Source organism: Ferrimonas sp. SCSIO 43195, assembly GCF_023716685.1.
In the GTDB taxonomy this organism is placed as follows: Bacteria; Pseudomonadota; Gammaproteobacteria; order Enterobacterales; family Shewanellaceae; genus Ferrimonas; species Ferrimonas kyonanensis.
This window is the reverse complement of record NZ_CP072679.1, coordinates 3,926,942-3,947,171: the sequence shown is the minus strand read 5'-3', so window position 1 is coordinate 3,947,171 and position 20,230 is coordinate 3,926,942. Positions and strand designations below refer to the sequence as shown.

Sequence of the window (20,230 nt, the reverse complement as noted above, 5' to 3'; positions counted from 1 at the left end):
GTTTTCACCATGATGCCAGTGGTAGCCCTGGTTGGGCGTCCGAATGTGGGCAAATCGACCCTGTTTAACCGCCTGACCCGCACGCGGGATGCCCTGGTGGCAGACTTTCCCGGTTTGACCCGAGACCGTAAATACGGCCAGTCCAAGCTGGGTGAGCATGAGTTCATCGTGGTGGACACCGGTGGTATCGATGGCACCGAAGAGGGCATCGAAACCAAGATGGCCGAGCAGTCGCTGGCGGCCATCGACGAGGCCGATGTGGTGCTGTTCCTGGTGGACGCGCGCGCCGGCCTGACCGTGGCCGATGAGGCCATTGCCGCCCACCTGCGTAGCCAGCAGAAGTCGGTGTTCCTGGTGGCCAACAAAACCGATGGCATTGATGCCGATTCCGCCTGTGGCGAATTCTACGCCCTGGGCATGGGCGAGGTGCATCAGATTGCCGCCGCTCAGAACCGTGGCATCAGTGGCCTGATACTGCGTGCCCTCGAGCCGTTCGTGGAGCAGTTTGTCGCCGACAACCCAGAGTCAGAAGAGCTGGGTGAACAGGACGACGACGTGACCCTGTACACCGAAGAGGACGCCGAAGCCCAGGCAAAGCGCCTGCAGGACCAGCCGATTAAGCTGGCCATTATCGGTCGCCCCAACGTCGGCAAGTCGACCCTGACCAACCGCATCCTCGGTGAGGAGCGGGTGGTGGTGTACGACATGCCGGGCACCACCCGGGACTCGGTATTCATTCCCATGGAGCGTGATGGCCGCGAATACGTGCTGATCGACACCGCCGGTGTTCGTCGTCGCGGTAAGGTGCATGAAGCGGTGGAGAAGTTCTCGGTCATCAAGACCCTGAAGGCCATCGAAGAAGCCAACGTGGTGTTGCTGACCATCGATGCCCGTGACGGCATCTCGGATCAGGACTTGTCGCTGCTGGGCTTCACCCTGAATGCCGGCCGAGCGTTGGTGATTGCGGTGAACAAGTGGGACGGCCTTAGCAATGATGTCCGCGAAGAGATCAAGCGCGAGCTGGATCGTCGTCTCGGCTTTATCGATTTTGCCCGTTTGCACTTTATTTCGGCGCTGCACGGTACCGGTGTCGGCCACCTGTTTGAGTCGGTGCAGGAAGCCTATGCCAGTGCCACTCAGCGTCATAACACCTCGGTTCTGACCAAGGTGATGAAGATGGCGGTGGACGATCACCAGCCACCGATGTCCCACGGCCGTCGCATCAAGCTTAAGTACGCCCACGCCGGTGGTTACAACCCGCCGATTGTGGTGGTGCACGGCAACCAGGTGAAGGATCTGCCGGACTCCTACAAGCGCTACCTGATGAACTACTACCGCAAGTCGTTGAAGATCATGGGCAGCCCGATTCGGATTCAGTTCCAGGAAGGGGCCAACCCCTTCGACGGTCGCCGTAAGAAGCTCAGCGGTGATGATCTGAAGAAGCGTAAGCGGGTGGTAGCCCATCTGCGCAATCGTCGCTAACGGTTGCTTCCGTAGCAGCAAAAAGGTCGCCCAGGCGGCCTTTTTTGTTGCCCGGCCGGCACCGGCTGGGTTCGGGTTAGTTACAGACAACCGACGATAAGTCGTGGTGGTGACGGGGCGCTGTGCGGCGTTGAATCCGCTCGAACTTGGCTAGGGGGAGGGCGCCGATGGTAGCGACAGAGAATCGCGTAACAACGACTCTGTGTGCGTTTGCAGCCAGCGCTGTCTCAGACAGACGAAGCTGCATAGCTTGGCAATCTCGACATACTGAGCGCGCTCTGACAGCTTGGTTGGGGGGACTTGGTCTTTGACTCGGAGAAGGAGCATAGGTGTTATGTTTCTATTGGCAACTGAACTCAAGGGAGACGTTGCCAGGGCGCCCAAAGCCAGAATTGGTCATTTGCAAGTCTTCAGTCTTTACGCGCTTTCCTTGCTGGGCGCAGAATTCATTAGCCTCTTGGTAAACTTCTGCTTTAACGCCGTCTGGTGGACCAAGCCCTACTTGTGCGCTGCGCTGGGCAATCATATATCTGCCTTCATCCATAGGAATGACGCCTGTGCTACTACAGCCAATTAAAATGACTGATAAAAGTACCAAACCAAAATTCTTCACAAAAACTCCCTTCTCTTTGAGAAATATAACGATTACAGCAGGCGCGCGGCTTTTTGCGTCTGCTTTCCTGTGATTGTTAAGTACTGTATTAGTCGAACTCCGTTTCAATGTTCTCATTAGACCAAACACGATTCCCTTTTTGTTCGGTAATAGACCAAGTACTAAAGATACTGCCGTAAGATAGAGCTACATCACACATGAACTCTACCTAGCCCAAGTGTTGCTCAGTGGTTAGGTTCACAGCATACGGCCGCGAAGTGCCATTAATATGCCAATACTCACCTTTTTTACTGATAGTCATTTCGTAGTTTTCACTGAGTTGGTTTTTAAGGCCATTTGCACCAGCTTCATTCTGTGTGAAAAAACTAAAGTCTAGAATTAGATCTATTTCGCTAGTTATATTGTTTTTATCCAACTCCAAGTTGATTAATCTAGCCTGAGTAAGGCGGCGATTCTTTATCCGTTCATGATACTCGCCCCAGGTCTTCTGTGCGTCTTGCTTACTCATTCCTTGTTCCTCTGCCGCTACAGCTCCACAAAAGATTAGAACGAAAAATATGAATTTGTTGATGATTTCCATAGGCGCTTGACGCCGCAACCAACGGCCAAAATGTGATGGCGCATTTATTACGCCGTTTGCAATAAATTTGACAACGAGTTTTGGTCCGATTTGAGTTGCCTTGTTATAAGACGATGTAGGCTGTCTGTTTCTCAACTTCTACCACCTGTTATTGAATGCTCCAAGACCCGCCTTTTGGGGAATTGGTACTGGATTTCATTGAGGCCTCATTGATTAAGCGAGGGCTGCAGGCACTAGCGCTTAGTGATGGATTTTAAAATGGGTGTCTATTTTATTACTCAGGAAACGCTAAGCGTTTGCTTGGTGCTTAGTCGGTACGCATTTCACTATCTCATTTAACGAATCTTGCCTTCCAAGAGGCTCACTGTTGTCCGATTCTTGGAATTTTTCTTATTGAATGCTCCAAGACCCGCCTTTTGGGGAATTGGCACTGGATTTCATCGAGGTCTCATTGACTAAGCGAGGGCTGCAGGCACTGGCGCTTAGTGAGGGATTTTAAAATGGGTGTCTATTTTATTACTCTTAAATGCTTTGTTATGGTCTATTTTTAAAGTGCTCCAGTATCTTATCCGTGCTTTGTGATATTGAGTCTAATACAGGATTAATTGAGACCTTCGGCTCATCAGAGTTAGCTTGATTTAAATAAAGTTCAATAATCTTAGTCGTTGCTTCTTCACTAGACTCTTTGGCGACTAAAAGCCCTTGATACTTGTAAAGCAAAAGTAATTCTCCCTCAAAAAATGCTGTACGACTAGAGTGGTATTTTAACATTCCCAGTGAAGCCATAATTGCCAATAAAAGCCCTGAGACAGCCCAATATCCAAAGTAATTTTCATTAATCAATTTAACGAAATCGGGCATTTTAGGTTTGTCAGCTACCAAGTAACCTACTCGCTCAGTCAATTGTACAAAGGCACTTGCCACAGTCTGCAATTGGAGATTGGTATAAGTAGCAAAAATAAAGATGACGACTAATATCCCAATAGCTAACCCCCACACCCAGCGTAAAAAGCCTCTCGTTTTCTTCTGGTGGTACTCAAGCTGCTTAGCTGTGAAATCTATAGAATTGTCTAACATATTTATACGCTTCCTTATGAACCATAACGCCGCGTTAAGTAGTGAGCGACGCAAACCACCAAACCTAAACTATTGTGCCGTAAACACTAAAACTGAATCAAACCGAAAATCCCGAGCGTTGCGAATCTGCCTTAAACGCTTTGTTATACGTATTTTTAATATGCTCTGTTCAAGTTTTCTAACTGACCAGTTTCTGGATTTATCGCATAAAACCAGTCATACCTATGACATTTGGAAATACACACTACTGCTGTTTCATGATGTATATGAGACGATAAATAATAAAATGAATAGTCTAGTGGCTCATTAACTTCGAATAGCAACTGACCGCTCCCTCGATAGACAATTAATTTATCACCTGCGCTTGAACCATCTGAACTAGTCAGAACCAAGACTAGATCATGTGTCTCACTATAAGCGGTACAAGTAACCTTGTCTCCAAGCAGCACACTTTGAAGATTTCCATTTAACTTCCACGACAAACGGTGCGAACCTTCACTTATGAATCCAAAATGAGATTTTAAAGCCATCACTATTTCCAACGAATTACGTAAAACGCTCCACTTAGCGGGAGCAGACTGCCCGGCTATACTCCGCGAGGCAAGAGTGCAGCCGGGCTGGCTGAAATCCGCCTACAGTGTCTTGTTATAAGCTGAACTTAATCATTAGTGAATTGTGCAGACTTGCCGTTAACTTTGTCGATTATTTTCAGAAGTTCGGAGTGACGCTCGATAAGCAATTCAAACTTCTCGACATAGTGAACATTAGGAGTTGCATGATTATGCCAACCCTCAAGGCTAACAATAGCATCGCAAATATTTAGTAAGAACTTAACTAGATAAACTTAACTAGACACCCATACCAAGAGAGTCTGGAAGCCACCATCTATACTGTAGTTTTGTTAGTTTCAAGGATGAGACTATGCCTACAGCCAGAAGCCAACAGGTATCGTTGCAAGATACCCCGTTCTATCACTGCGTCAGTCGTTGTGTTCGCCGCAGTTTCCTATGTGGCATCGATACCTACACCGGCATCAGTTACGAACACCGCCGCGACTGGGTTGAAAAACGGTTACTCGAATTAAGTCAGGCGTTTGCCATCGAAGTTTGTGCCTATGCGGTGATGAGTAACCATACCCACGTGGTACTGCATGTCGATGCCCAACAGGCCAACGACTGGAGCACCTTGGAGGTACTCAATCGCTGGCACCGACTGTTTGCCGGGACTGAAGTTACTCGCCGTTATTGTGACGACGAGCAGCGTGACAATCTAGCCAGTGTTGAGCGCCACCAGGTTGAACGCAAAGCGGAGCTCTACCGCACTCGCCTGGTCGATTTAAGTTGGTTTATGCGCTCCCTCAACGAGTACATTGCTCGCGAAGCCAACAAAGAGGATGAGTGCACCGGGCGGTTCTGGGAGGGCCGTTTCAAATCTCAGGCCTTGCTCGATGAGCAGGCACTGCTGGCGTGTATGGCTTACGTTGACCTCAACCCTATTCGGGCAGGCATCGCCAAGACCCCGGAGCAATCGGACTTTACCAGCATTCAAATGCGCATCCGCGCGGCCCTTCACGGCAAACAGCCAGAGCCGCTAAAGCCGTTTGATGCCAACAGTTTGGGCTTGCATGCATTGCCCTGTCATCTCAATGATTATCTGGAACTGGTGGAGTTTACCGGTCGTGCCATCAGGGGCGACAAAACCGGGGCCATCCCAGCCACCTGCGGCACGCTGCTGCAACGACTCGATATTGACTTAGACAGCTGGATGGAGCTCACCGAGGGTTTTGAGTACCAGTTCTGTCATCTGGCAGGACGACTGCACAGCCTGCAGCACTGCCGTCAAACCGATGGTATGCACCGAATTCGAGGCTCAGGAAACGCTAAGCGTTCAACTTAACTAGACACCCATACCAAGAGAGTCTGGAAGCCACCATCTATACTGTAGTTTTGTTAGTTTCAAGGATGAGACTATGCCTACAGCCAGAAGCCAACAGGTATCGTTGCAAGATACCCCGTTCTATCACTGCGTCAGTCGTTGTGTTCGCCGCAGTTTCCTTTGTGGCATTGATGCCTACACCGGCATCAGTTACGAACACCGCCGCGACTGGGTCGAAAAACGGTTACTCGAATTAAGTCAGGCGTTTGCCATCGAAGTCTGTGCCTTTGCGGTGATGAGTAACCATACTCATGTGGTATTGCATGTTGATGCCCAACAGGCCAAGGACTGGAGCACCTTGGAGGTACTCAATCGCTGGCACCAACTGTTTGCCGGGACTGAAGTTACCCGCCGTTATTGTGACGACGAGCAGCGTGACAACCTAGCCAGTGTTGAGCGCCACCAGGTTGAACGCAAAGCGGAGCTCTACCGCACTCGCCTGGTCGATTTAAGTTGGTTTATGCGCTCCCTCAACGAGTACATTGCTCGCGAAGCCAACAAAGAAGACGAGTGCACCGGGCGATTCTGGGAGGGCCGTTTCAAATCTCAGGCGTTGCTCGATGAGCAGGCACTGCTGGCGTGTATGGCTTACGTTGACCTTAATCCTATTAGGGGAGGCATCGCCAAAACCCCGGAGCAATCGGACTTTACCAGCATTCAGATGCGCATCCGCGCAGCCCTCCAAGGCAAACAGCCAGAGCCGCTAAAACCTTTTGATGCCAACAATTTAGGCTTGCATGCATTGCCCTGTCATCTCAATGATTATCTGGAACTGGTGGAGTTTACCGGTCGTGCCATCAGGGGCGACAAAACCGGGGCCATCCCAGCCACCTGCGGCACGCTGCTGCAACGACTCGATATTGACTTAGACAGCTGGATGGAGCTCACCGAGGGTTTTGAGTACCAGTTCTGTCATCTGACGGGACGACTGCACAGCCTGCAGCATTGCCGACAAACCGATGGTATGCACCGAATTCGAGGCTCAGGAAACGCTAAGCGTTTGCTTGGTGCTTAGTCGGTACGCATTCCACTATCTCATTTAACGAATCTTACCTTCAAAGAGGCTCACTGCTGTCCGCTTTTTGGAAATTTTTTTATTGAAGGTTCCAGGACCCGCCTTTTGGGGAATTGGTACTGGATTTCATTGAGGCCTCATTGATTAAGCGAGGGCTGCAGGCACTGGCGCTTAGTGAGGGATTTTAAAATGGGTGTCTATTTTATTGTTATTTGCCGGTAAACCCGAACAGAGCGGGCTTTAAGGCCAAGTTCGCGCATTAACCTTGCCACCCGCTTCCGTGCTACACAAATGCCTTGCAGCTTAAGTTGAGCATGAATTCTGGGACTGCCATAGCGCTCTTTAGACAACCGGAAAAGACGTTGAATTTCTTGGCTCAACGTTTTGTCGCTTTGTGCCCGTTGGCTTGGTTGACGCTTCTTCCAAGCGTAAAAACCTGATCGTGACACACCTACAAACTGGCACAGCCGCGACAATCGAATTTTCCCCTGGTAGCGCGCTATGAACCGGAAGGATTCCTCCTTTCCTCGGCTTGAAACCGTTGCCACTTTTTTAGGAGGTCATTCTCCAGTTCCAGTTCTGCGAGTCGCCTTTTTAGCTGGTTGATCTCATCGCTCTTTGAGAGCGGCTCCGATTGATTTTTGTTCTTTTTGGACATGCCCCATTTGCCATCTCGATACTCTTTGCGCCAACGAGACAACATGAACGGATGAATGTCCAGTGCTTGAGCTACTTCCTTCACTGACCGGTGAGGAAGATGTGACCAGGTTACTGCTTTAACCTTGAACTCCACACTGTACTGCTGGGTTCGTTTTCCTGTCTTGTAGGCAGGCATTTTGACACCTCAATCTAACGATTTTGGTGTCCACTAAAGCGGGTCAACTTCAAGGTCGGTTGCAGCGCCTTGTTAGCTTCTGCTCGTGATATCGATAACATTTCCGTCTCCGAAACCTTCATGCCCATAAACACTAATTGCTAGAGGATAGTCCCAGCCACACGCTTTGTACCAACACTCTGCAAACCAATACTTAACTAAATCTACTACCAAATCTGCCACATAAATATCATTCTCGTTATATGACTGGATATCGATTAAAGGGAGATCTTTGGCATAGCTTGCAAATTCGATATGCTTAGTAGTTACTCCATTTAAATACAAACCGATCGACGCGTGCCCATCTCCATATTCATCTGGAAATATTTCTACTGTAGCATCCTTAACTTCTGGAGAAATAGGTTCTTTAATGAAATCTCTAATTTCTTGAATTAGTTGATTAGAATGGCGGCTCAATTCCTTGCCATATGTATCTTTTATTACTTTCTCTGGCAATCCATTAGGTAGCGATTTCTGTTTTCTCACGATCTTTCCTTGAAGCTAACAGCTTATTATGCGGCGGTTTGCCGCCTATCATTCCACAAAATCTAGCCGCCTATCCGCCGCAACTAGGTTTTTCTCGTTGTAACTAAAGTGCTCATTTTTAACCACAACAGTCCCCAAAATGGGCTTTTGACCTCGGCTTTTTGGCACGTAAGGCGGATACTGCCTGCCCAAAAGTGGCGCCGCCCACGGGCTGTGTTTGATCCGGTGTCGAAGTGAAGAGTTACTGATTTTTTTGTGGTCTTGAGTCAGGCATCGGTTCCCGTAAACCCTGTGCTTTAGCCTGCGATAGAGTGGCAGTTACCGCTCATACTCGATGGCGCCGCTGGGCCACTGAATGGCGTTAATGGCAGTGGGTTAGTAACCACAAACCCATAAGAGATTGAATTGTAACCGTAACTATATTCGAGACGACGTATTTTGGCCGAGCTCCGCCGTGATGTGCCACCCCAAATCAATAACTAACGGATTCAATTGAAGAAAATCCTACACTCATCGTGGTGTCAGATAAAGGGGGATGGGGTGATGCCTAGTGATTGGTGACTGGTGGGGTAGGCGCCGAAAAAGTCGAGGACACGGGCCCCCGCGTTTGCGGGGGCGATAGAGGTTGGAGGCTTAATCGCTGTCTCGTGCAGTTACCTCGAGGGTCAGTTGGCCCTGATTGAGGCGCGCCTTCAACTGCTCTCCGACCTGAGTCTGCTCGGCAGAGGTCAGGGCCACGCCCTCGGCGTTTTGCAGGATGCTGTAGCCCCGGCCCAGAACGGCCAGTGGACTGATGGCGTTGAGCGCTTGCGCCTGCCCGGCCAGTTGCTGCTGCTTTTGCTGCTGCAGATGGCTCATGCCCTGGCTCAGTCGTTGTTGCAGCGCGCTGACGGTCTGGCGCCGCTGCTGCAGTTGCCGCTGTGGCTGCCAGCTTTGAAGCCGGGTCTGCAGCTGAGCCAGGCTCTGGTGTCCCTGGGTCAGGCGTCGCTCCATCTGGTGATGCAACCTGAGCTGGACCTCATCCAATCTCTGGTTGAGGGTGTCCAGTTGCCGCTGCGGGTGGCTGGCATGCAGCCGCGATTCCAGCAGTGCCAGCCGGTTGCCTTGCCCCTGCAGCTGCTGACTGGTGGCTCGTTGCAGCCGGGCTCGCAGGTTAGCCAGTTCCTTAAACTGATGTTGGTTGTCACCGCTGAGCAGTTCGGCCGCCGCCGATGGCGTCGGCGCCCGCAGATCTGCCACAAAATCGGCGATGCTGACGTCCACTTCGTGGCCGACGGCGCTGACCACCGGCAGGTAGGAATCAAAGATGGCTCTGGCCACCGCCTCTTCGTTGAAACACCACAAATCCTCCAGTGAACCGCCGCCGCGGGTCAGCAGCAGGCAGTCGACTTCGTCTCGCTGGTTGGCGGTTTCAATGGCCCGGCACAGGCTGGCGCTGGCCTCGGCACCCTGCACCAGGCTGGGGTAGAGGATCACCTGCAGCGACGGGTTGCGTCGCTTGAGCACCGTCAGCACGTCGTGAATGGCGGCGCCGCTGGGGCTGGTGATGATCCCGAGCCGTTCGATGGGATCCGGTATCGGTTGCTTGGCGCTGGAGGCAAACAGGCCTTCGGCGGCCAGGCGCATTTTCAGTTGCTCGAACTGTTGCTTAAGCAGGCCGTCGCCGGCGGGCTGCATGGCATCCACCAGCAGCTGCAGATCGCCTCGGGGCTCGTACAGGGTGACGCTGGCGCGCACCAGCACCTGCATGCCGTTTTCCGGCCGGAAGGTTACCCGGTTATTGCGGCCACGGAACATGGCACAGCGCAGCTGACTGCGATCGTCTTTGAGGGTGAAATACCAGTGGCCGGAAGAGGGCGTCGCCAGGTTGGAGATCTCGCCGGAGAGCCAGATTCGGTTCCATTGCTGTTCGACGGCGGCTTTCAGTTGGCGGTTCAGAGCGGAGACGGTAAGGACTTGATTTGCCACTGTTGGCCCGGTGTTAAATAGTTGGATCGACAATTAATATCAATAAATGATTGCAGAGGCAAGCCTTGATCCCTATAATTCCCCGGCAATATTTTACACCCACAAAAACCCTACCGGTGAAATGTTGCCATGCTAAGAATTAAACAAGAAGCGCTTACCTTTGACGATGTCCTACTCGTCCCTGCCCACTCTACTGTTCTTCCGAACACCGCCGAGCTTGGCACCCAACTGACCCAAAGCATCCGCCTGAACATTCCCCTGGTCTCCGCCGCCATGGATACCGTGACCGAAGGTCGTCTGGCCATCGCCATGGCTCAGGAAGGTGGCATTGGCTTTATCCATAAAAACATGAGCATCGAGAAGCAAGCGGCTCAGGTTCGTATGGTGAAGAAATACGAAGCCGGCATCGTTGCCGATCCGCTGACCGTGACTCCGGAACTGACCATCGCCGAGCTGAAGGTACTGACCGAACAGAATGGCTTTGCCGGTTACCCCGTGGTCACCGAAGGCAACGAGCTGGTGGGCATTATCACTGGCCGTGACGTTCGTTTTGTCAAAGACCTGTCCAAGAAAGTGGCCGACGTGATGACGCCGAAAGCCCGTCTGGTGACTGTGGTCGAGGGCACGCCACTGGAGCAGGCCCAGCAAGTGATGCAGAAGCACCGCATTGAAAAAGTGCTGGTGGTCAATGCCTCCTTCCAGCTGTGCGGTCTGATCACAGTGAAAGATTTTGAGAAAGCCGAGCGTAAACCTAACGCCTGTAAAGATGACAAGGGCAGCCTGCGCGTCGGCGCCGCCGTCGGTGCCGGTGAAGGCAACGAAGAGCGGGTGGCGGCACTGGTGGAAGCCGGTGTCGACGTGCTGCTGATCGACTCTTCCCACGGTCACTCCGAAGGGGTACTGCAGCGGATTCGTGAAACCCGCGCCGCCTTCCCTGAGGTTCAGATCATCGGTGGTAACGTCGCCACTGCCGCCGGTGCCAAGGCGCTGATCGACGCCGGTGTCAATGCCGTCAAGGTCGGCATCGGCCCGGGCTCCATCTGTACCACCCGCATTGTTACCGGTGTCGGTGTGCCGCAGATCACCGCCGTATCGGAAGCGGCCAGCGTCGCCAACGAATACGGCATTCCGGTGATTGCCGATGGTGGCATCCGTTTCTCCGGTGACATCGCCAAGGCCATCGCCGCCGGCGCCAGCCTGATCATGGCCGGTTCCCTGTTCGCGGGTACCGAAGAAGCGCCGGGTGAAATCGAGCTGTACCAGGGCCGCTCTTTCAAGTCCTACCGTGGCATGGGCTCTCTGGGTGCCATGACCAAGGGCTCGTCCGACCGTTACTTCCAGAGTGACAATGCCGCCGACAAACTGGTTCCGGAAGGGATCGAAGGGCGCATTCCTTACAAAGGTAAGCTGAAAGAGATCGTTCACCAGCAACTGGGTGGCCTGCGTTCCTGCATGGGCCTGACCGGCTGTGGCACCATCGAAGAGCTGCGCACCAAGGCGGAATTCGTCCGCATTAGCGGCGCCGGCATCAAAGAGAGCCACGTGCACGACGTGACCATCACCAAGGAAGCGCCGAACTACCGCATGGGTTAATCCCGAAGGGCAGACTGAGGTCTGCCCTTTTTGCAGCGTTTCCGTGGCCTACCCTATACAACAATGAGATTGATCTAAGATGAGCAACATCCACGACCATCGTATCCTTATTCTGGACTTCGGTTCTCAGTACACCCAACTGATTGCCCGCCGCATTCGTGAGATCGGCGTGTACTGTGAACTGTGGGGCTGGGACGTCAGCGAAGAGAAGATTCGCGACTTTAACCCCAACGGCATCATCCTCTCCGGCGGTCCGGAAAGTGTGGCCGAAGCCAACTCGCCACGGGCCCCTGAGTACGTGTTCCAGGCCGGCGTGCCGGTACTGGGTGTGTGCTACGGCATGCAAACCATGTCCGAACAGCTGGGCGGCAAGGTCTCTTGCTCCGATAAGCGAGAATTTGGCTACGCCCAGGTTCGAGTGGTGGACAGCAACCCGCTGTTCGACAAAATCGAGGATGCCCTGACCGACGACGGCAAACCACTGCTGGACGTGTGGATGAGCCACGGCGATAAGGTTACCGCCATTCCAGAGGGCTTCGTTAAGTCCGCCGAGACCGACACCTGTCCGTTCGCGGCCATGGCTGACGAGAGCCGCCAGTTCTATGGTGTGCAGTTCCACCCTGAGGTGACCCACACCCGCCAGGGCAAACGGATGATCGAGCACTTCGTCACCGGCATCTGTGGCTGTGACACTCGCTGGACTTCCGCCACCATCATCGAAGATGCCATCGAGCGCATCAAAGCCAAGGTGGGCTCCGACAAGGTGATTCTGGGCCTGTCCGGTGGCGTCGATTCCTCGGTGGTGGCGATGCTGCTGCACCGTGCCATCGGCAGCCAGCTGACCTGCGTGTTTGTCGATAACGGTCTGCTGCGTCTGAACGAGGGCGACCAGGTGATGGAGATGTTTGGCGATCACTTCGGTCTCAACATCGTCCGTGTCGATGCCGAGCAGCGCTTCCTGGCGGCCCTGGAAGGGATCGACGATCCGGAAGTGAAGCGTAAGGCCATCGGCCACACCTTCATCGAGGTGTTCGATGAGCAGGCTTCGAGCATTCAGGATGTGAAATGGCTGGCACAGGGCACCATCTATCCGGATGTGATCGAGTCCGCCGGTGCCGCCACCGGTAAGGCTCACGTGATCAAGTCTCACCACAACGTCGGCGGTCTGCCGGAAGACATGGAGCTGGGGCTGGTCGAGCCGCTGACCGAACTGTTCAAAGATGAAGTTCGCAAGATCGGCCTGGAGCTGGGCCTGCCGTACGACATGCTGTACCGTCACCCCTTCCCGGGGCCGGGCCTGGGCGTGCGGGTACTGGGCGAGGTCAAGAAAGAGTACTGCGATCTGCTGCGCCGCGCCGATGCCATCTTTATCGACGAGTTGCACAAGGCGGATCTGTACAACAAGGTGTCCCAGGCCTTTACCGTGTTCCTGCCGGTGAAGTCTGTGGGCGTCATGGGCGATGGCCGCAAGTACGACTGGGTGGTGAGCCTGCGTGCGGTGGAGACCATCGACTTTATGACCGCCCACTGGGCCCACTTGCCGTACGACTTCCTCGGTCGGGTGTCCAACCGCATCATCAACGAGATCGACGGCATCTCTCGAGTGGTGTACGACATCTCCGGTAAGCCGCCGGCCACCATCGAGTGGGAATGATCCCGCAGAGGTAGACAAGAGGGGCCAGTAGGCCCCTTTTTTTATCAATCCCCCATGCAATCCATGACGGCGGCGCCGTTGAGTGAGATAATGGCTGTTACGGCATTAAGCCGGCGCCTGAGTCCGCCTTGGCCTCAATGCCGCTTCGTTTTCCTGCTCCAGGAGCACCACTATGCAGATCCGTCCCGCCACCGATGCGGATTTCGAGGCCATCTGGGCCATCTTTCAACCCATCGCCGTTGCCGGGGAAACCTATGGCTACGATCGGGACATCAGTCGCGACCAGGCTTACGACCTGTGGATGAGTGGCCCCAGGGTCACCTACGTGGCGGAGCGGGAAGGGGAGGTGCTGGGCACCTACTACCTGAAAACCAACCAGGCCGGACCGGGCAATCACGTCTGCAACTGTGGCTACATGGTGGCGCCAGCCGCCCGTGGTAAGGGGTTGGCGTCAGACCTGTGTCGCCATTCGCAGCGACTGGCGGTGTCGCTGGGTTACCGGGCGATGCAGTTTAACTTCGTGGCGGTAACCAACACCACGGCGGTGAAGCTGTGGAGCAAGTTGGATTTTCAGACCGTCGGTCGCCTGCCGATGGCGTTTTGCCACCCCACTCAGGGGTACGTCGATGCCCTAGTGATGTACAAGTGGCTGGACTGTGACCCCCTGAGCTGAGCCTGAAAACAAAAAAACCGCCGAACGGCGGTTTTTTTATGCGGGCGGCGCGGTTATTCGCCGTGTTTGGACTTCTTCACAAACTCGGTCAGGATCACGATACGCTGGCCGTTAACCCGTCCTTCGATGTGCAGCGGGTTGTTGGTCACACCGATGTTGCGCACCGGGGTGCCGCGCTTGGCGGTGAAGTTGCCGCCTTTAACCACCAGGTCTTTGATCAGGTGAACAGTGTCACCGGCAACGATGACGTCACCGTTGCTGTCGCGGTGAACAATGGCATCGGGATCTTCCTCTTCCGGCAGACCCAGATCGGCCCAGGCCCTGGTGTCCTCTTCCATGTACATCATGTCCAGCAGGTCCTGGCACCAGGTTTCGCCCTGGGCGTTCAGTTGGTGCAACATGCGGTAAGCCACCACCTGTACCGCAGGAACCTGGCTCCACATGGCGTCGTTCAGGCAGCGCCAGTGATTGACGTCGACGCTGGCGGCGTCGTTCAGCTGGGTTTTGCAAGTGATGCAGGTCAGCACCGCCTTGTCTTCGCTGCTCTTGTCTACCGGTGGGACGTCATACACGCTCAGCTGGTCGTTGGTACCACACAACTCACATTTGGAGTCGCCACGCTGCATCAGGGTGTTTTCAATGCTCATCTAAATTCGTCCTCACGAGTGTTAAGGCGGGATTATAGCAATCCACAAGCGGTTCTGTCAGAGACCGGGATCAGGATCGGCAACAAAACTGTCGGTGTGCCACCACAATTTGTTCTCTGATGGAGCTTACTGATTCCCAATTGGAATGAGTTGTAGTCCGAGAGTTCACTTATCCAATGGGGTTGGCAGCGGTATCTTAGCTTTCCTTTTGTTGGGCTGGAGTGACGTGTGGACCTGTCTTTGGAGCTGATGCTGGGCCTGGCGCTGGTCGCCATGATAGCGGGGTTTGTCGATGCCATTGCTGGTGGAGGCGGAATGTTAACAGTGCCGGCGCTGCTGGCGGTCGGCGTGCCGCCGGTACAGGCGCTGGCGACCAACAAACTACAGGGGTGTTTTGCCAGTGGTTCGGCCTCCCTCTATTTCGTTCGAAGCCGGCTGATCAGCCCTCGAGCGGTGCTATTACCGGGCATCGGCACCGCGGTTGGTGCCTGGGCGGGGGCCGCGGTGGTGACGCGCGTCGATGCGACTCAGCTGATGGGCGTGATTCCCGGGTTGTTGCTGATGTTGGGCGTGTACTTTCTGCTGGCTCCAGGTGGCACGATGGCAAACCAGGAGCGGGCAGAGCCCAGGCTGTGGTTGATGCCTGTGGTTGGTGTAATGGTTGGCTTCTACGATGGTTTCTTTGGGCCGGGGGCGGGCGCTCTTTATACCGCGGGGTTTTCTGCCCTCGTTGGCTTCGGGCTGGTTCGAGCCACGGCCAATGCAAAGGTGTTTAATTTCGCTTCCAACCTGGCGGCCTTGATGTCGTTTCTGTCTGCCGGGCTGATTGTCTGGCAACTGGGTTTGTTAATGGCCTTAGGCGGCTTGATCGGAGCGCGCATGGGCGCTGGCCTGGTGGTGTGTCGCGGTGCAAAACTGGTGCGCCCCATGGTCATCGGCGTGTCGGTGCTGATGGCCGTTAAGTTGTTGTGGGAACAGCACGGGCAATGGCTTCAATGAGTCGGGCGACCCTCGGTAAGCGGCCACTGCGTTGACGATAACAGAGGTGGACTGGCCGGGTCAGTGCCCTCAGTTCCTCGAAATTGAAACAGTATTTTGGGGCGATACCCAGGGTCTGTACGGTTGCCATTGGCACCAATGCCGGCCCGACACCCGCCAGGGCCAGTTGGGCTGCAGCGGTGTAAGAGTCCATCTGCATCATCGGAGTAATGCCCAAGCGGTGAAGCGTGGCGACTTGCATGCTGTTGGCGGGGTTGGAGAGGTCGTTAACCAGCATTGAAGGGGGTAAGCCGGTTGCCGGGGCATGACTGATGACCATGAAGGGCTCATCAAACAGATGACGGGTCACCAGGCCATGTTGACCGGGCAGTTGCCCCGCGCAATAGCCAAGTACCGCTTCTCCGGATTGTACTTTCTCGAGAATCATCGGCGTATGGTGGGTGGAGAAGCGGATATGAGGGTCTTGGTTGAGCAACTCAGCGGCGATGGGCTTGAGGTATCCAGCCAGCAAGGTTTCCGAGCAGGCGACATCCATGGCGGACCGCTCCGGCCGGGTTTGTTGATCGAAGACCAAACCTCGAATTTCGATGTAACTCGGGCCAATGCTGGCCACCAATTCCTGAGCCGCCTCAGTCAGTCGAATCTGACGGCCGTCGGGTTCCACCAGTTTTTTGCCAACCAGACGTTCTAACTTGGCGATGCGCTTGCTCACCGCGCTTTGGGTTAGATACAGGCGGGTGGCGGTGCGCGTCATGGTTCGTTCCTGAGACAGGGTCAGCAGGGTCTCGATTCCCTCCAGCAGCATGGCAATCTCAATGGTGAAATTTGGGAATAATTATACAGTCATGTTGGCGCAGGCAAAAGAAAAGGTTCATCGCGCATTACCGGGAAAAGCGGCTCGTATCTTCAAGAAGAAGTAGTCGCTGTCCCGGTATCCGTAGGCCATGCGTTTGATGACCTTTATCTTGTTGTTCATCCCCTCCAGCTTGCAGGTATGCAGACGATAAGTGGCCGAGGCGACGATGCCCTTGAGGTAAGGTTTGAGCTTCCTGGCGAAGCGGATTAGCGGCTCTATGCCGCTCTCGGTGACCTGCTGCCACCACAGCTGCCACTGGTTCAGAGCAACATCGGGACTGTCGGCATACCACAACTCCTTCAGTTGCTCTCGCATCAGATATACCACCATCAGCGACCGGTTCTCGGCTAGCAACTCCTCCAGATAGGCATGTTGCTTGCCGGTCATGTTCTCCCGATTCTTCAGCAACACCCAACGACCTCGCTTCACCCTTCTTCTGGCCGGTTTGTCCTGCTTCAGCTCGTTGGCTCGGTCTACCCGAACCCGGTCCACCCTTCCCGGCCATACTTGGCCACCACATGGAACAGGTCATAGACCACTTCGGCGTTTGGGCAGTGCATCGCTACCTCCAGGTCGAAGGCGGTATTCATATCCATGGCCACCGCTTCGATGTACTGGCAGTGCTCCCCCAACTGTAGGAAGAACGGCCGTATCGCTTCTCGACTACGACCCTCGCCGACCCACAGCACCTGATGGGTATCGGCATCAGCGATGACCGTGGCGTAGCGGTGGCCCTTGAACAGGGCAAACTCGTCCATGACCAAACGCCGCACCTGGCTCCAGTCAGGTTCCATCACCTCTCGGGTCAGGCGCTGCATATCCAGGCGCTTGAGGGTGTGCCAGTGCAAACCTGTCAGCTCGTTAACGTGCTTGATGGGCATCAGCTTAAGCAAGTGTTCGATGTAATGAATCAGCAGATTGGTCTGCCGCGCATGGGGTTCAAGCCAGGAGAGGCTCTCGGTAGTTACTCCACAACCAGAGCAGCGAAGTCGGCGTAGCGGCAGCGATAGCAGGGTGCGATAGCCAAGAATGTCTCGCTCCTGGACAGTACGCGAGGAAACATCATGGACCTGAGTGACTGGCTGGCCACAGTGACATCGACCGGGGCTCGTAGGGGTCAAATGGATGGTAAGAGTGTCGTGGTGGAGCTCAGTATGAGTGGGGGAAAACCCTTCCCACAGTGAGACAGGCAAGGTAAGCTTCGGCATCGAGAACGGCTGGTTGGTTATTGGGTTTGTTTGGCGACTACACAATAACCTTTCCAGCCGTTCTCGTATCTAGTTCCCGCTAATCTGCGAAGAACCAAAGAAAAGGGTGCCGGAGCACCCTTGCGGTTGAATCGATGTCTGCTCAGCAGATCCGCGGCAGCAGCTCGCCCTTGGGCAGCTCCAGGTAGCGCTGGCTGCCCCAGGGGGTGGTCAGTACCACTTTGCCGACGTGGGCATCGACCACGGTGCCGATGATGGCGGCAGTGGGCTGGCTTTGTTGCAGCAGCGCCTGAGCCTGCTCGGCCTGGTCGGCGGACACCGCCAGTACAAAGGTGCCCTCGTTGGCCAGCTCCATGGGCTCAAAGCCGAACAGTTCACACAGCCCCTGAACCTCCTGGGCGATGGGAACCTGCTGCTGTTGCACCTCGATGCCCAGCTCACGGCTGGCGGCCCACTCGTTGAGCACCGCCGACAAGCCGCCGCGAGTGGCGTCGCGCATCGCCTTGATGTCGATGCCGGCGTCCAGCAGTCGTTTCACATCGGGCCACAGGGTGGCACAGTCGCTGGCCAGATCGCCTTGCAGGGCCAGGCCTTCACGGCTGGCGAGGATGCAGGCACCGTGGCGGCCGACGTCCCGGGACACCAGCACGCAGTCACCGGGCTGCAGCTTGGTCCAGGACGGGGCGGCAATGCACTGGCCAACGCCGGAGGTGTTGATGAAGATGCCGTCGGCGGTGCCCTTGGGCACGACTTTGGTGTCGCCGCAGACGATGCGGGCACCGCTCTTTTCCAGTTCGGTGGCCATCGATTGCACCAGCTGTTCCAGCTCGCTGAAGGCCAGGCCCTCTTCGATGATGAAGCCACAGCTCAGGTACTGAGGAATGGCACCGGCCATGGCCAGGTCGTTGACCGTGCCCGCCACGGCGATCTTACCCAGATCGCCGCCCTTGAAGGTGCGTGGCGAGACGGTGAAGCTGTCGGTGGTAAACGCCAGAGGGCCGCTGATGTCCAGTCGGGCCGCGTCTTCGTCGCGAATCAGAATCTCATTGCTGAAGTATTTAAAGAACAGTTTGCGAATCAACTGGTTCATTTCGACGCCACCACCACCGTGGCTGAGCTGAATGCGTCGTTTGGTGTCGCGGGTCATAGAATTACTCCGGCGTACTTATAATGAGCGTGACAGGCGCCCTCTGAGCTGACCATGCAGCTGCCCATGGGGGTTTCCGGGGTGCAGCCGCGGCCAAACACCTTGCAGTCACTGGGTTTGGCCAGGCCTTTAAGGATGTCGCCACACTGGCAGGCTTTGTGATCGTTGATCTCGTCGGTCGGCAGCACGTCGGCGAAATGACTTTCGGCATTAAGGTGCTGATAGGCCGGTGCCAGCTCCAGGGCCGAGTAGGGGATGTTGCCCAGGCCGCGCCAGCGGAAATCCTGTCGCAGGGTCAGGTACTGTTCGATCAACGCCTGGGCGTGGTGGTTGCCCTCCAGGGTCACGGCGCGATCGTACTGGATCTCCAGTCGGGCTTCGCCAGCCAGCATCTGCTCCAGCAGCATCAATACGCTCTGCAACACGTCCACCGGTTCGAAGCCGGAGACGACCACCGGGGTCTGGTAGGCGTCGACGATGGGTTGGTACACCTTGGCGCCGGTGATGACACTGACGTGAGACGGGCCAATGAAGGCGTTCACTTTCGCCTGGCCATCGGCCATGACGGCGTGCACCGCCGGTGGTACCAGCACGTGGTTGACGTGCAGCAGCAGGTTATGAAGGTTGTGCTGTTCAATCTGTTGCACCAGTACCGCGGTCATCGGCGTGGTGGTTTCAAAACCGATGGCAAAGAACACCACAATCTTGTCGGGGTTCTCCTGAGCCAGTCGCACCGCGTCCATGGGGTCGTACAGGGCGCGAACGTCACAGCCCTGGGCTCGGGCCTGGGCCAAGCTGGAGTTGGAACCCGGGACTCGAATCATGTCACCCAGGGTGGTCAGGATGACGTTGGGCTGATTGGCCAGGGCGATGGCCTGGTCGATGCGCTCTTTCGGCATCACGCACACCGGGCAGCCGGGGCCGTGGATAAATTCGATGTTGTCGGGCAGGGACTGGTGGATGCCGTACTTCATGATGCTGTGGGTATGGCCACCACAGACCTCCATGATGCGCAGCGGTTCGTCCAGTTGCGGCGCCAGTTCGGCGATGCGTTTCAGCAGCGCCTTAATGGTTTCCGGATCCCGAAAGCCCTGATACAGATCGGACAGGACCAGCTCAGACATGCTCGGCCTCCATCTTCTCGACGATCTCCTTGTACAGATCCAGGCTTTCCTGAGCGGCGGCGGCGTCGATTTTATTCATGGCAAAGCCAACGTGGATGAGCACATAGTCGCCCACGGCCAGCTCTTCGCTGATCAGGTGGGTGCTGACACGGCGGGTTACGCCCATGGTATCGACGGTGGCGGTGGTGTCTTCAGGGTGCAACTGCACAATCTGAGAGGGAATGGATAAACACATGGTCTGAGTACGTCCCTTTTTTACATTTCGAACATTATTCGTCAACAGACCGGCGACTTTCATG

At 55.1% G+C, this 20,230-nt stretch carries 20 protein-coding genes and 1 pseudogene; 7 read left to right on the top strand and 14 right to left on the bottom strand.

The genetic code is table 11. The annotated features are described in order from the left end of the window. Positions 1 to 9 precede the first annotated feature (9 nt). The gene (gene der / locus J8Z22_RS18160) at positions 10 to 1,482 is read left to right on the top strand and encodes a ribosome biogenesis GTPase Der (protein ID WP_252007388.1); all 1,473 of its coding nucleotides are present in this window, start codon (positions 10 to 12) and stop codon (positions 1,480 to 1,482) included. A gap of 340 nt (positions 1,483 to 1,822) precedes the next feature. Here der and J8Z22_RS18155 read toward each other — a convergent pair whose 3' ends face one another. The 4 genes from J8Z22_RS18155 to J8Z22_RS18140 all read right to left on the bottom strand — a co-directional run bounded on the left by J8Z22_RS18155 (position 1,823) and on the right by J8Z22_RS18140 (position 4,282). Next, the gene (locus J8Z22_RS18155) at positions 1,823 to 2,212 is read right to left on the bottom strand and encodes a hypothetical protein (protein ID WP_252007386.1); all 390 of its coding nucleotides are present in this window, start codon (positions 2,210 to 2,212) and stop codon (positions 1,823 to 1,825) included. 91 nt (positions 2,213 to 2,303) lie between these two features. After that, complete coding sequence (locus J8Z22_RS18150; protein ID WP_252007384.1) at positions 2,304 to 2,810, bottom strand: hypothetical protein; 507 nt, start codon at positions 2,808 to 2,810, stop codon at positions 2,304 to 2,306. 399 nt (positions 2,811 to 3,209) lie between these two features. Next, entirely contained in the window at positions 3,210 to 3,752 is a 543-nt protein-coding gene (locus J8Z22_RS18145; protein WP_252007382.1) for a hypothetical protein, read from the bottom strand. Between the two features lie 155 nt (positions 3,753 to 3,907). Continuing rightward, positions 3,908 to 4,282: a hypothetical protein gene (locus J8Z22_RS18140; RefSeq protein ID WP_252007380.1), complete on the bottom strand. Its 375-nt coding sequence runs from the start codon at positions 4,280 to 4,282 to the stop codon at positions 3,908 to 3,910. A 391-nt stretch (positions 4,283 to 4,673) separates the two neighbouring features. Between J8Z22_RS18140 and J8Z22_RS18135 the strand changes: the two genes are divergently transcribed. Both J8Z22_RS18135 and J8Z22_RS18130 read left to right on the top strand, forming a co-directional pair. Continuing rightward, positions 4,674 to 5,648, top strand: coding sequence for a transposase (locus J8Z22_RS18135; protein ID WP_252007379.1), 975 nt, complete (start codon positions 4,674 to 4,676; stop codon positions 5,646 to 5,648). A gap of 73 nt (positions 5,649 to 5,721) precedes the next feature. After that, a complete protein-coding gene (locus tag J8Z22_RS18130; RefSeq protein WP_252007377.1) occupies positions 5,722 to 6,702 on the top strand; it encodes a transposase in 981 nt (326 codons plus the stop codon). 197 nt (positions 6,703 to 6,899) lie between these two features. Here J8Z22_RS18130 and J8Z22_RS22260 read toward each other — a convergent pair whose 3' ends face one another. The 4 genes from J8Z22_RS22260 to xseA form a co-directional block, all read right to left on the bottom strand. Next, entirely contained in the window at positions 6,900 to 7,151 is a 252-nt protein-coding gene (locus tag J8Z22_RS22260) for an IS3 family transposase (protein WP_371878143.1), read from the bottom strand. Positions 7,152 to 7,201: 50 nt separating this feature from the next. After that, on the bottom strand, positions 7,202 to 7,537 hold the full coding sequence (locus J8Z22_RS18125) for a transposase (protein ID WP_028113389.1): 336 nt from the start codon (positions 7,535 to 7,537) through the stop codon (positions 7,202 to 7,204). Positions 7,538 to 7,609: 72 nt separating this feature from the next. Beyond that, complete coding sequence (locus J8Z22_RS18120; protein WP_252007375.1) at positions 7,610 to 8,062, bottom strand: DUF6389 family protein; 453 nt, start codon at positions 8,060 to 8,062, stop codon at positions 7,610 to 7,612. 633 nt (positions 8,063 to 8,695) lie between these two features. Next, positions 8,696 to 10,030, bottom strand: a complete 1,335-nt coding sequence (gene xseA / locus J8Z22_RS18115) for an exodeoxyribonuclease VII large subunit (protein WP_252007374.1) — start codon at positions 10,028 to 10,030, stop codon at positions 8,696 to 8,698. Positions 10,031 to 10,159: 129 nt separating this feature from the next. Here xseA and guaB point away from each other — a divergent pair, with 129 nt between their 5' ends. The 3 genes from guaB (at position 10,160) to J8Z22_RS18100 (ending at position 13,950) form a co-directional block, all read left to right on the top strand. Continuing rightward, positions 10,160 to 11,623 (top strand): IMP dehydrogenase, encoded by a 1,464-nt coding sequence (gene guaB, locus J8Z22_RS18110; RefSeq protein WP_028112183.1) that lies wholly within the window; start codon positions 10,160 to 10,162, stop codon positions 11,621 to 11,623. A gap of 79 nt (positions 11,624 to 11,702) precedes the next feature. Next, a complete protein-coding gene (gene guaA / locus J8Z22_RS18105; RefSeq protein ID WP_252007373.1) occupies positions 11,703 to 13,277 on the top strand; it encodes a glutamine-hydrolyzing GMP synthase in 1,575 nt (524 codons plus the stop codon). A gap of 172 nt (positions 13,278 to 13,449) precedes the next feature. Further along, positions 13,450 to 13,950, top strand: a complete 501-nt coding sequence (locus J8Z22_RS18100) for a GNAT family N-acetyltransferase (RefSeq protein ID WP_252007371.1) — start codon at positions 13,450 to 13,452, stop codon at positions 13,948 to 13,950. Positions 13,951 to 14,003: 53 nt separating this feature from the next. On the opposite strand, the gene J8Z22_RS18095 is transcribed toward J8Z22_RS18100, so the two are convergent. After that, positions 14,004 to 14,597 (bottom strand): alkylphosphonate utilization protein, encoded by a 594-nt coding sequence (locus J8Z22_RS18095; RefSeq protein ID WP_252007369.1) that lies wholly within the window; start codon positions 14,595 to 14,597, stop codon positions 14,004 to 14,006. A 228-nt stretch (positions 14,598 to 14,825) separates the two neighbouring features. On the opposite strand from J8Z22_RS18095, the gene J8Z22_RS18090 reads away from it, so the two are divergent. After that, entirely contained in the window at positions 14,826 to 15,596 is a 771-nt protein-coding gene (locus J8Z22_RS18090; RefSeq protein ID WP_252007367.1) for a TSUP family transporter, read from the top strand. Here J8Z22_RS18090 and J8Z22_RS18085 read toward each other — a convergent pair. The 5 genes and pseudogenes from J8Z22_RS18085 to J8Z22_RS18060 form a co-directional block, all read right to left on the bottom strand. Beyond that, the gene (locus J8Z22_RS18085) at positions 15,556 to 16,401 is read right to left on the bottom strand and encodes a LysR family transcriptional regulator (protein ID WP_252007364.1); all 846 of its coding nucleotides are present in this window, start codon (positions 16,399 to 16,401) and stop codon (positions 15,556 to 15,558) included. The two genes, J8Z22_RS18090 and J8Z22_RS18085, sit on opposite strands and share 41 nt — an antisense overlap. Positions 16,402 to 16,467: 66 nt before the next feature. Then, a pseudogene (locus tag J8Z22_RS22255) lies at positions 16,468 to 17,660 on the bottom strand (ISL3 family transposase). A gap of 142 nt (positions 17,661 to 17,802) precedes the next feature. Continuing rightward, on the bottom strand, positions 17,803 to 18,807 hold the full coding sequence (gene hypE, locus J8Z22_RS18070) for a hydrogenase expression/formation protein HypE (protein ID WP_028112176.1): 1,005 nt from the start codon (positions 18,805 to 18,807) through the stop codon (positions 17,803 to 17,805). Further along, a complete protein-coding gene (gene hypD, locus J8Z22_RS18065) occupies positions 18,804 to 19,931 on the bottom strand; it encodes a hydrogenase formation protein HypD (protein WP_028112175.1) in 1,128 nt (375 codons plus the stop codon). Before hypD ends, hypE begins: the two co-directional genes overlap by 4 nt. Beyond that, positions 19,924 to 20,166 (bottom strand): HypC/HybG/HupF family hydrogenase formation chaperone, encoded by a 243-nt coding sequence (locus tag J8Z22_RS18060; RefSeq protein ID WP_028112174.1) that lies wholly within the window; start codon positions 20,164 to 20,166, stop codon positions 19,924 to 19,926. The genes hypD and J8Z22_RS18060 overlap by 8 nt, the downstream gene beginning before the upstream one ends. Positions 20,167 to 20,230 lie beyond the last annotated feature (64 nt).

Excerpts from the sequence above, each read along its gene's own strand:
- der (WP_252007388.1), top strand. The coding sequence starts at position 10 with ATGATGCCAGTGGTAGCCCTGGTTGGGCGTCCGAATGTGGGCAAATCG.
- J8Z22_RS18155 (WP_252007386.1), bottom strand. The coding sequence starts at position 2,212 with ATGAGAACATTGAAACGGAGTTCGACTAATACAGTACTTAACAATCAC.
- J8Z22_RS18145 (WP_252007382.1), bottom strand. The coding sequence starts at position 3,752 with ATGTTAGACAATTCTATAGATTTCACAGCTAAGCAGCTTGAGTACCAC.
- J8Z22_RS18140 (WP_252007380.1), bottom strand. The coding sequence starts at position 4,282 with ATGGCTTTAAAATCTCATTTTGGATTCATAAGTGAAGGTTCGCACCGT.
- J8Z22_RS18135 (WP_252007379.1), top strand. The coding sequence starts at position 4,674 with ATGCCTACAGCCAGAAGCCAACAGGTATCGTTGCAAGATACCCCGTTC.
- J8Z22_RS18130 (WP_252007377.1), top strand. The coding sequence starts at position 5,722 with ATGCCTACAGCCAGAAGCCAACAGGTATCGTTGCAAGATACCCCGTTC.
- J8Z22_RS18125 (WP_028113389.1), bottom strand. The coding sequence starts at position 7,537 with ATGCCTGCCTACAAGACAGGAAAACGAACCCAGCAGTACAGTGTGGAG.
- guaB (WP_028112183.1), top strand. The coding sequence starts at position 10,160 with ATGCTAAGAATTAAACAAGAAGCGCTTACCTTTGACGATGTCCTACTC.
- guaA (WP_252007373.1), top strand. The coding sequence starts at position 11,703 with ATGAGCAACATCCACGACCATCGTATCCTTATTCTGGACTTCGGTTCT.
- J8Z22_RS18100 (WP_252007371.1), top strand. The coding sequence starts at position 13,450 with ATGCAGATCCGTCCCGCCACCGATGCGGATTTCGAGGCCATCTGGGCC.
- J8Z22_RS18095 (WP_252007369.1), bottom strand. The coding sequence starts at position 14,597 with ATGAGCATTGAAAACACCCTGATGCAGCGTGGCGACTCCAAATGTGAG.
- J8Z22_RS18085 (WP_252007364.1), bottom strand. The coding sequence starts at position 16,401 with ATGCTGCTGGAGGGAATCGAGACCCTGCTGACCCTGTCTCAGGAACGA.
- hypE (WP_028112176.1), bottom strand. The coding sequence starts at position 18,807 with ATGACCCGCGACACCAAACGACGCATTCAGCTCAGCCACGGTGGTGGT.
- hypD (WP_028112175.1), bottom strand. The coding sequence starts at position 19,931 with ATGTCTGAGCTGGTCCTGTCCGATCTGTATCAGGGCTTTCGGGATCCG.
- J8Z22_RS18060 (WP_028112174.1), bottom strand. The coding sequence starts at position 20,166 with ATGTGTTTATCCATTCCCTCTCAGATTGTGCAGTTGCACCCTGAAGAC.